We start from the raw sequence: 7,466 nt of genomic DNA, 5'->3' as shown, positions 1-7,466 counted from the left end.
TCAGTCAGACTCCTGGTATACAAGCGGTTCAAGACTTTTCTGCACCACTAAGTAGTGAAGCGATGTTCGACTTTTACCAACATCTCTTGGGCCAATGACTCGACCACATTGTTTGAGGATACGCAGCTCATCTAACCATCTGAAGCATTCTGAAGCCCGATCAGTTGTGATAAAACAAGTCCTGAAAAGTTCCTCAATATCAATGGTTTTAGCAAGTTGAGCATTGAGGTCTAACTTTGGGGCTAGGACTTCAACAAAAGGTTGAGTTGTAAGTTGCGATCGCGCCATAATTTACCAAATCTTTTTCAAGTTTTTTTGACGGTTAGAGACAACTAACTTATGTCTCTGCTCTTCTGGAGTATCAGTGTGCGCTGAAATATATTCCTGCGACTGTGGTTCTATCTTCTCAAGCTTAATTTCTTCCCTGGAAACTCTTTATGGTAAGATTTCCTGGTCTTCATCTTTTTTGGAAGAACTTGAAGCTCTAGTTTTGCGTAGTTCAATAACATTTGAGGTTTTCTTGGATGCAGAACGAAGACGCTTTTGTTCTGAGCGTCTTTTTTCCTTCTTGTCCTCTTTACGTTCCTCTACAAGTTCCTTGCGTTTCCCTAATGCTAATAAGGCATCATAGTTAAAATGCTCCTTACGAGCTTGACTTCGCTTTTTATTCAGGGCTTTCAATTCTTCTACACTCAAATCATGGGTATCCATGTTTACGGCATGAGCATAACCCAAAAACTCTTCTCTATTATCATTATTTTCGCAACTGTAGATATATAAAGTCAGAATATGGTCTGGATCATATCTCAGCGTTACAAATTCACCTCTATATGCATTGAGTGATTCTCCTCGATAAATCAGGTTCTCAAACTGTATAGATCCATGCGCTTGAACAACTCGTTGCGCTTCTTTCATCAAACAGATATCTAATTCTCGCTCATCCAAAGGTTCAGGTAGTTTTCTTCCCATTCCCATAAACCAGCGCTCAAATCTTGTTTCGCGGGGATCTTTGGGATATGGTTCGTGGTTATAAATATCACAAAAGAAACTAGCTAGGATCTTGTCTATATCTTGTATTGTCAAACACGCTTCTTTCTCTGCGTTTTTGGGTCGTTCCTGAACATTTGACCCTGTATAACCGGGTAAATCTTTGAGAACTTGAGTATTAATAGTTCCAAAAAGCCGTTCTACAATACCGCCTTCGGGAGGGCGATCGCGTAGTTCACACTTAAATCCTAGTTTCTTACCAATGGCTTTTAGATGTTTTGATCCCAAATCTTTTCCACCATCAGTAAAAAAATATTGAAAAGGAGGCCCGCATACCTCCCAAGCTTTATTTAGCTGATAATCTTCAGGATAGTTCTTTGGCAAAATAGCATGTCTTAAGGTTAAAGCAACCTCTGTAGAACCTGGTTGTTTGATCCATAAGTGGAAACCAACAATACAGCTTGAAAAAGTATCCACGACAGTAGTCAGCCAAGGACGGTCAGACCATAAATTACCATCACTATCAACTATGCGAATATCCAGTTCAGTATGGTCGCATTGAATAATTTGGTTACTAAACTCAGCCTTCAGTAGCTGTCCATCTCGTGTTACAACTGTCATCCAAGATCCCGAACCAGGATTTCTAACTTTTGTCTTCTGTTTGTGTTGTGCGATTAAAGGATCTAAAATTCTATAAACAGTAGCTTGATGAGGATAATCTCCTGGTTTAAGCTTAAGGTCAACGATCGCGTGTCGCTTCACTTCGCGAACTATAGATGCTGGTGAAATTGGATGTTTATTTTTAATACTTTCTTTATAAATTTTTGTGATAAATTCTTGCCAGTATTCGCTGACTCGATGTTTTCCCTTATCTGAGCGCTGTACTCCTACTGATTCTGATAACCTGTCATCATGGTATTGCTTGAGGAGACGTTCCACCTGGCGAGTAGAAACACCAAGAGTATTTGAAACAGCCTGCTTTCTCTGAGACTTAATTGTGCGATTCGGTGATTCAGCTAGCCACTGGATCACATTAAATGTCAGTTTATGCCTATCTGATGTTTCCAGAATAACTTGGGATGGATCTACAACAAAATTACTCTTGTCAAGAAAAATAGCATCTGGAGCTTGCGTTGATTCTTCCGTGAATTCAAATTGTTTGTCTGCCATTGGAGTGAAAAACACTCATGAATAATTAAGGTACTAATGTACCATTAATTTACTAAGAATGCGACATGCAATTTGATAAATACCTAAATTTTAACAAACGACATTTAATTTGAGAATCTAGGATTTCCGACATAGAAAATGCGAATTAAGCAAATTTATTTTCTATGTGATTAAATAGTTTATAATCCTTACAGGATAAAGGTTTCAGATATTTAGATGCGGTTGCGACACTATCTGCGAATTGCGACATATAATGTGCGAATGTACATTTGTTGTCGTTTGCCAAATTATATGACCGCGTTGACAGCAGTATCTTTATTTTTAGCAAATAAATATTAGCTCTTTTTAGCTTGAACAGCAAGAAGCCTCTCACTTAACACGATAGTGGAAGTGATGAGATGAATTGCGCGTGAATTGACGACAGTCTCCCGACCAATGCGACAGCGAGGAAGGGAGACACGGAGGAAACGAGCAAAATATTTTAAATTTGGTATAATGGATTTGGTTGACTTCACCCATATTGGTGTCTGATAAGCCTCTGTCCAATAGCATTGCGATTATTGGTAAGCGACTCCGTTGCACAGCATAGAAGCAAGTAGGCACATCTTGATTAATACAGATCACCTCCGGGTTTGTCCTATAGCGCGAATAAGCCAGCATCTCATCCAGGACAGTAAAATTTGTAGGGTACAAGGTAAGAAATTGCATAGTCTGCGGAGGGGCTTCTCGTGGACTTAAAACAAAGCTCAGTCAATGTCTTCATAGAAGAGTCACTGAGAAGCCTACACTGTATGCTTGCATCAGTGTAGGAGTATGTCACGTGGTTTTGGACAACTACGACTTTTTTACAGGGCTAAATGACCACAAACTACAAACTACAAACCTTTAATTAAGTAGAACGACTTGAAAAAACCAACCCATGTAAAGTAATGTAAATTTATCTAAAATCAGTTCGTAGTCAGGACTTTAGTCCTGATTTGAGAACTAAAGTTCTCACCCTACGGGTGATGCCGACCGATGCCGCAGGCTGTACGTTAGTCGCTCATGGGGGAAACCCCCCGCCGTTCGCCTTTGGCGTCTCCCCTTGGGAGAAGGATGCCCGTTCGCGTAGCGTCTCCTTTAGGAGAAGGGCTGTAGACCGCGCTAACTCACTACAAACATTTAATTATTTACCCTGTTCTACTTACTTACGCCCACCTAGTTATGTAGTGTCTTGCTGTTGTATTCATTTCAATAATAAACTCTGTACCTTGCCCTAAGTGGGAGTTACACTTTAGTTTACCCTGATATTTTTCTACAATAATTTGTTGACTAATTGATAGTCCTAAACCTTTGCCTTTATCGACAGGTTTAGTTGTAAAAAACGGTTCAAATATATGTCTTTGAATATGCGGTAGAATGCCTTTACCATTGTCACAAATGTGAATCCGAATTTTTTGCTTTTTCGCTTTATCACCTGTACTAGCGTCATTATTAGTTACTAATGACAAATGACTGTTAACTATTTCTGTGCGAATCCAAATTTTGGGTATCAAAGAATAATCCTGTTTCATCCTCTCTTCTAAAGCCTCGATGGCATTAGTCAAAATATTCATGAATACCTGATTGAGTTCACCAGGATAACACTCGACTAAAGGCAATTTTCCAAATTCTTTAATTACTTCAATCCCCGGACTATCTTGTGTTGGTTTCAAGCGATGCTGCAAAATTCTGATAACACTATCAATTCCTTCATGTAAATTAGATTTTTGCAGTTTGTCTGCATCAAAACCAGAAAAGTTTCGCAAGGCAGAAACAATCTCTTGAATACGCTCAGATCCAGATTGCATTGACCATATTAATCTTAGTAAATCTGTTTTAATAAAATTTAAGTCTAACTGTTGCAGATATGAAGTAATTTCTAAGGTCGGTGTGGGATAGTAATATTGGTAAAGTTCAATTAGTTTAATTAAGTCTTCAGTATATTGACCAGTTGGATGGAGATGACAATAAATAAAGTTAATGGGATTATGAATTTCGTTAGCCGTATCTATTACTAGTTTTCCCAGATTAGCCATTTTTTCGTTCTGCAATAGTTGCCTTTTGGTATGTTTAAGTTCTGCTTGGGTAATTTCTAGTTGTTGTGATTTTTCTTGTACCTGTGCTTCTACAAGCTGGCGATCGCTAATTTCTTTGTTAACTTGTTCTAATAGTTGATTTTTTTGTTGTTGCCAAACTTGTTGGGATAATTTTTCTAAAGTTATATCCCTGTGTGTTCCTGTCATCCAGACTGCTTTACCGCATTCATCCCACTGAAATACTCTGCCACAACTGAGAATCCATTTCCATTCGCCGGATTTAGTTAACATTCTCATTTCGGCTTCAAAGATAGGCGTGTGACCTGCAAGATAGTTTTTTAATACTTGGCGGACTTTCGGCAAATCTTGTGGATGTATAAGTTGCTCGAAGGATCTATAGTGTCCCGTAATTTCATCTACTTGATACCCCAAGATGCTTTTCCACTGAGGATCATAATAACTTTGCTCGGTCACTAGATTCCAATTCCACCAGCCCAGACCACTGGTAGCTAATGCCATTTGCAAAGCTGCTTGTGAGTGCTGGAAAATCTCTAAAGATTCTGGATTTGGAGACGCAGGGAAGGTTTGGGAGCTTTGCGCTTCCATCTGGTTAATAGCGGGTTCTTCAATATGCATAGCTGCTGATACGATGAGGAAGATATTCTTTAAGCTCTCTCTCTACGTTGTCTTAGCACTTGAGGATTTAGGGAGGAAAGATGTTAATTTAGTCACAATCGCTTAATTTAGCTATTACTCAGTCGATTTGATTAAAGTTGAAAAATAGATAAACAAGGTATGACTCATCTTGAATTAACTCTAGAAAAAGTTAAATAAAAAAGTGTAACCTCTGGCGCGATCGCCTCCGTTGGATTTGAGAAAGAATTAGCTACATTTTGGGTCTTCATCAATCTCAAAATGTTAATGATAGTATAAAAAAGCACAAAAAATTTACCAAATTGCCCAAAAAATATTAGGTAAAAAACTCTATAATTATTTAATATCAGATGTTTCAGATAAAAATAATTTTGTCAAGTCCTATTTGTAGCTTTTTTGAAAAATATTGGCTTTCACTAAAATCTAGGAGGCTACATCAAGTTGCATCCTCAGAACCTAAACTTTGATGCCGAAAAATCAGTTGAGGAAGTGTTACACCAAATCAGGGCCAATGACGAATGACTATAGATGAAGTCGTGTTGCTACTAAAAGCTAGCCAGGTGAATGGGTTGACGACTCTACAAGAGATGATACTGCGCTCATCTTGGGAAGGAAAAACTTATACCAGTATAGCTTTTGAAGCTCATTACGGTGGAGAGCGTGTCAGGAAAGTTGCTGCTCATTTATGGCAATTGCTGAGTGATTTTTGGAGAGAACCCATCCATAAATCTAACTTCCGTCAAACTTTAGAACCTCGTCGGTTGAGTAAAGTTCATCAGCAGTTAATTAAGGAGTTTAACCGCGCAGCGACTGCGATCGCCTTAGAATTTCCCAATGGCCCGGTATCCCTGGACTCTCGATTTTACATTCCTCGTCCACCAGTGGAGGAACTTGCTTACGCAGAAATAACAGAACCAGGAAGTGTTATCTGCATCAGATCTCCTAAGAAAATGGGGAAAAGCTCTTTAATTATCAGGGTGCTGGCGCGCGCTATCAATCAAGGGTTTCGGACTGTGAGTCTGGACTTTCAACAAGCAGATAAAGCAGTTTTTACGAGTTTAGATAAGTTTTTGCGCTGGTTTTGTGCCAACGTCAGTCGGGAGTTACAGCTAGAAGTAAAACTCAATGATTATTGGGATGAGGACATGGGTAGCAAAATCAGCTGCTCGATCTATTTTCAAAAATATTTATTGTCGGCGCTGAAAACTCCCTTGGTTTTGGTATTAAACGAAGTAGATTGGGTATTTGAGTATCCCGACATTGCTGGGGAATTTTTGCCCTTGGTGCGTTCTTGGTACGAACAAGCCAAAATGGTGGAGATGTGGCAAAAACTCCGCCTGGTGTTGGTGTACTCCAAAGAAATTCTTGTTCCCCTAAAACTGACTCAATCGCCATTTAATATTGGCTTACCCATAAAATTACCACTTTTTACCACCGAACAGGTACAAGAATTAGCACAACGTCACGGACTAGATTGGTCAGATGGCAAGGATGCTGAGAGTTTGATGGCGATGGTGGGGGGACATCCTTATCTAATTAGGTTGGCTTTGTATCATCTGGTGGGAAAAGGGGGTTTAGAACGGAATCTACAGCAGTTACTACAACAAGCCGCAACAACAGGGGGTATTTATCATGATTATTTAAAACAGTACGTTTTAGCACTGCGAGAGGAACCAGAATTAGCATCGGCTTTTGATGAAGTAATTACCGCTACAGATGATGTGAAATTAGAGCTAGTAGTGGCATATAAATTACAAAGTTTAGGTCTAGTGAATTTAGTAGGCGATCACTGTACTCCTGCGTGTGAGTTGTATCGTTTGTATTTTCGGGGACAAATCAATAGTCATGAAGATTTGCCCTTTGTGCGTGTTGATCAGTTGCAAAGAGAAAATCAATACTTGCGTGCCTTATCTAGCTTAGATGAACTGACTCAGTTAGCCAATCACCGTTACTTTCACACCTACCTACAAGTTGAGTGGCAAAGAGCCATTCGTCAACACACTTCCTTGTCACTGATTTTATGTGACATTGATTATTTTAAAATTTATAACAAAACCTACGGTAGAGAAGCAGGAGATCATTGTTTACAAAATATTGCTAACGCCATCTTTAACTGTGTTCAGCAACCATTGGGTGATAGTAGTTTGTCATATGCTAATAGCAGTAAGACTTACCAAACACATGGTGCTGGGGAAACTTCCCAACTGACTGCTCAGAGTCAACTTAGTTCAGTGTTAGTAGCTCGTTATGGTGGTGAAGAATTTGCTATTCTCACTCAAACAGATGCGAAAACTGCTGTATGTATTGCCGAAAAAGTTCGCCAACAAGTCAAAGCTTTAGCAATTGAGTGTAAGTATCCTGGTATTGGTGGTCTTCCTTCTGAGGTTTTAACTGTCAGTTTAGGCGTTGCTAGTATGATTCCCCAGTTAGACACTGAGCCGACGGCTTTAATCAATGCGGCTGAACAAGCATTATTCCAAGCTAAAAGAAAAGGACGCGATCGCCTCGTTTTTGGTTAAGGTGAGGATTAGGACTGGGAAGGGGATAAGGGGACGAGGGGACGAGGGGACGAGGGGACAAGGGGACAAGGGGACAAGG

3 protein-coding genes are annotated in these 7,466 nt (G+C 39.6%); 1 reads left to right on the top strand and 2 read right to left on the bottom strand.

The annotated features are described in order from the left end of the window. Nucleotides 1-435: 435 nt before the first annotated feature. Together ACM0OS_RS27740 and ACM0OS_RS27735 are read right to left on the bottom strand one after the other, a co-directional pair. The gene (locus ACM0OS_RS27740) at nucleotides 436-2,157 is read right to left on the bottom strand and encodes a Mu transposase C-terminal domain-containing protein (protein WP_414546399.1); all 1,722 of its coding nucleotides are present in this window, start codon (nucleotides 2,155-2,157) and stop codon (nucleotides 436-438) included. 1,187 nt (nucleotides 2,158-3,344) lie between these two features. Beyond that, nucleotides 3,345-4,850, bottom strand: a complete 1,506-nt coding sequence (locus ACM0OS_RS27735) for a PAS domain-containing protein (protein WP_414546398.1) — start codon at nucleotides 4,848-4,850, stop codon at nucleotides 3,345-3,347. Between the two features lie 536 nt (nucleotides 4,851-5,386). On the opposite strand from ACM0OS_RS27735, the gene ACM0OS_RS27730 reads away from it, so the two are divergent. Then, nucleotides 5,387-7,387, top strand: coding sequence for an AAA-like domain-containing protein (locus ACM0OS_RS27730; protein WP_414546397.1), 2,001 nt, complete (start codon nucleotides 5,387-5,389; stop codon nucleotides 7,385-7,387). Nucleotides 7,388-7,466 lie beyond the last annotated feature (79 nt).

It is taken from the genome of Nostoc sp. CCY0012 (genome assembly GCF_963920855.1).
GTDB lineage: Bacteria > Cyanobacteriota > Cyanobacteriia > Cyanobacteriales > Nostocaceae > Cyanocohniella.
Note: the sequence above shows the minus strand (reverse complement) of the source record. Positions and strands in the feature narration are given on the sequence as shown.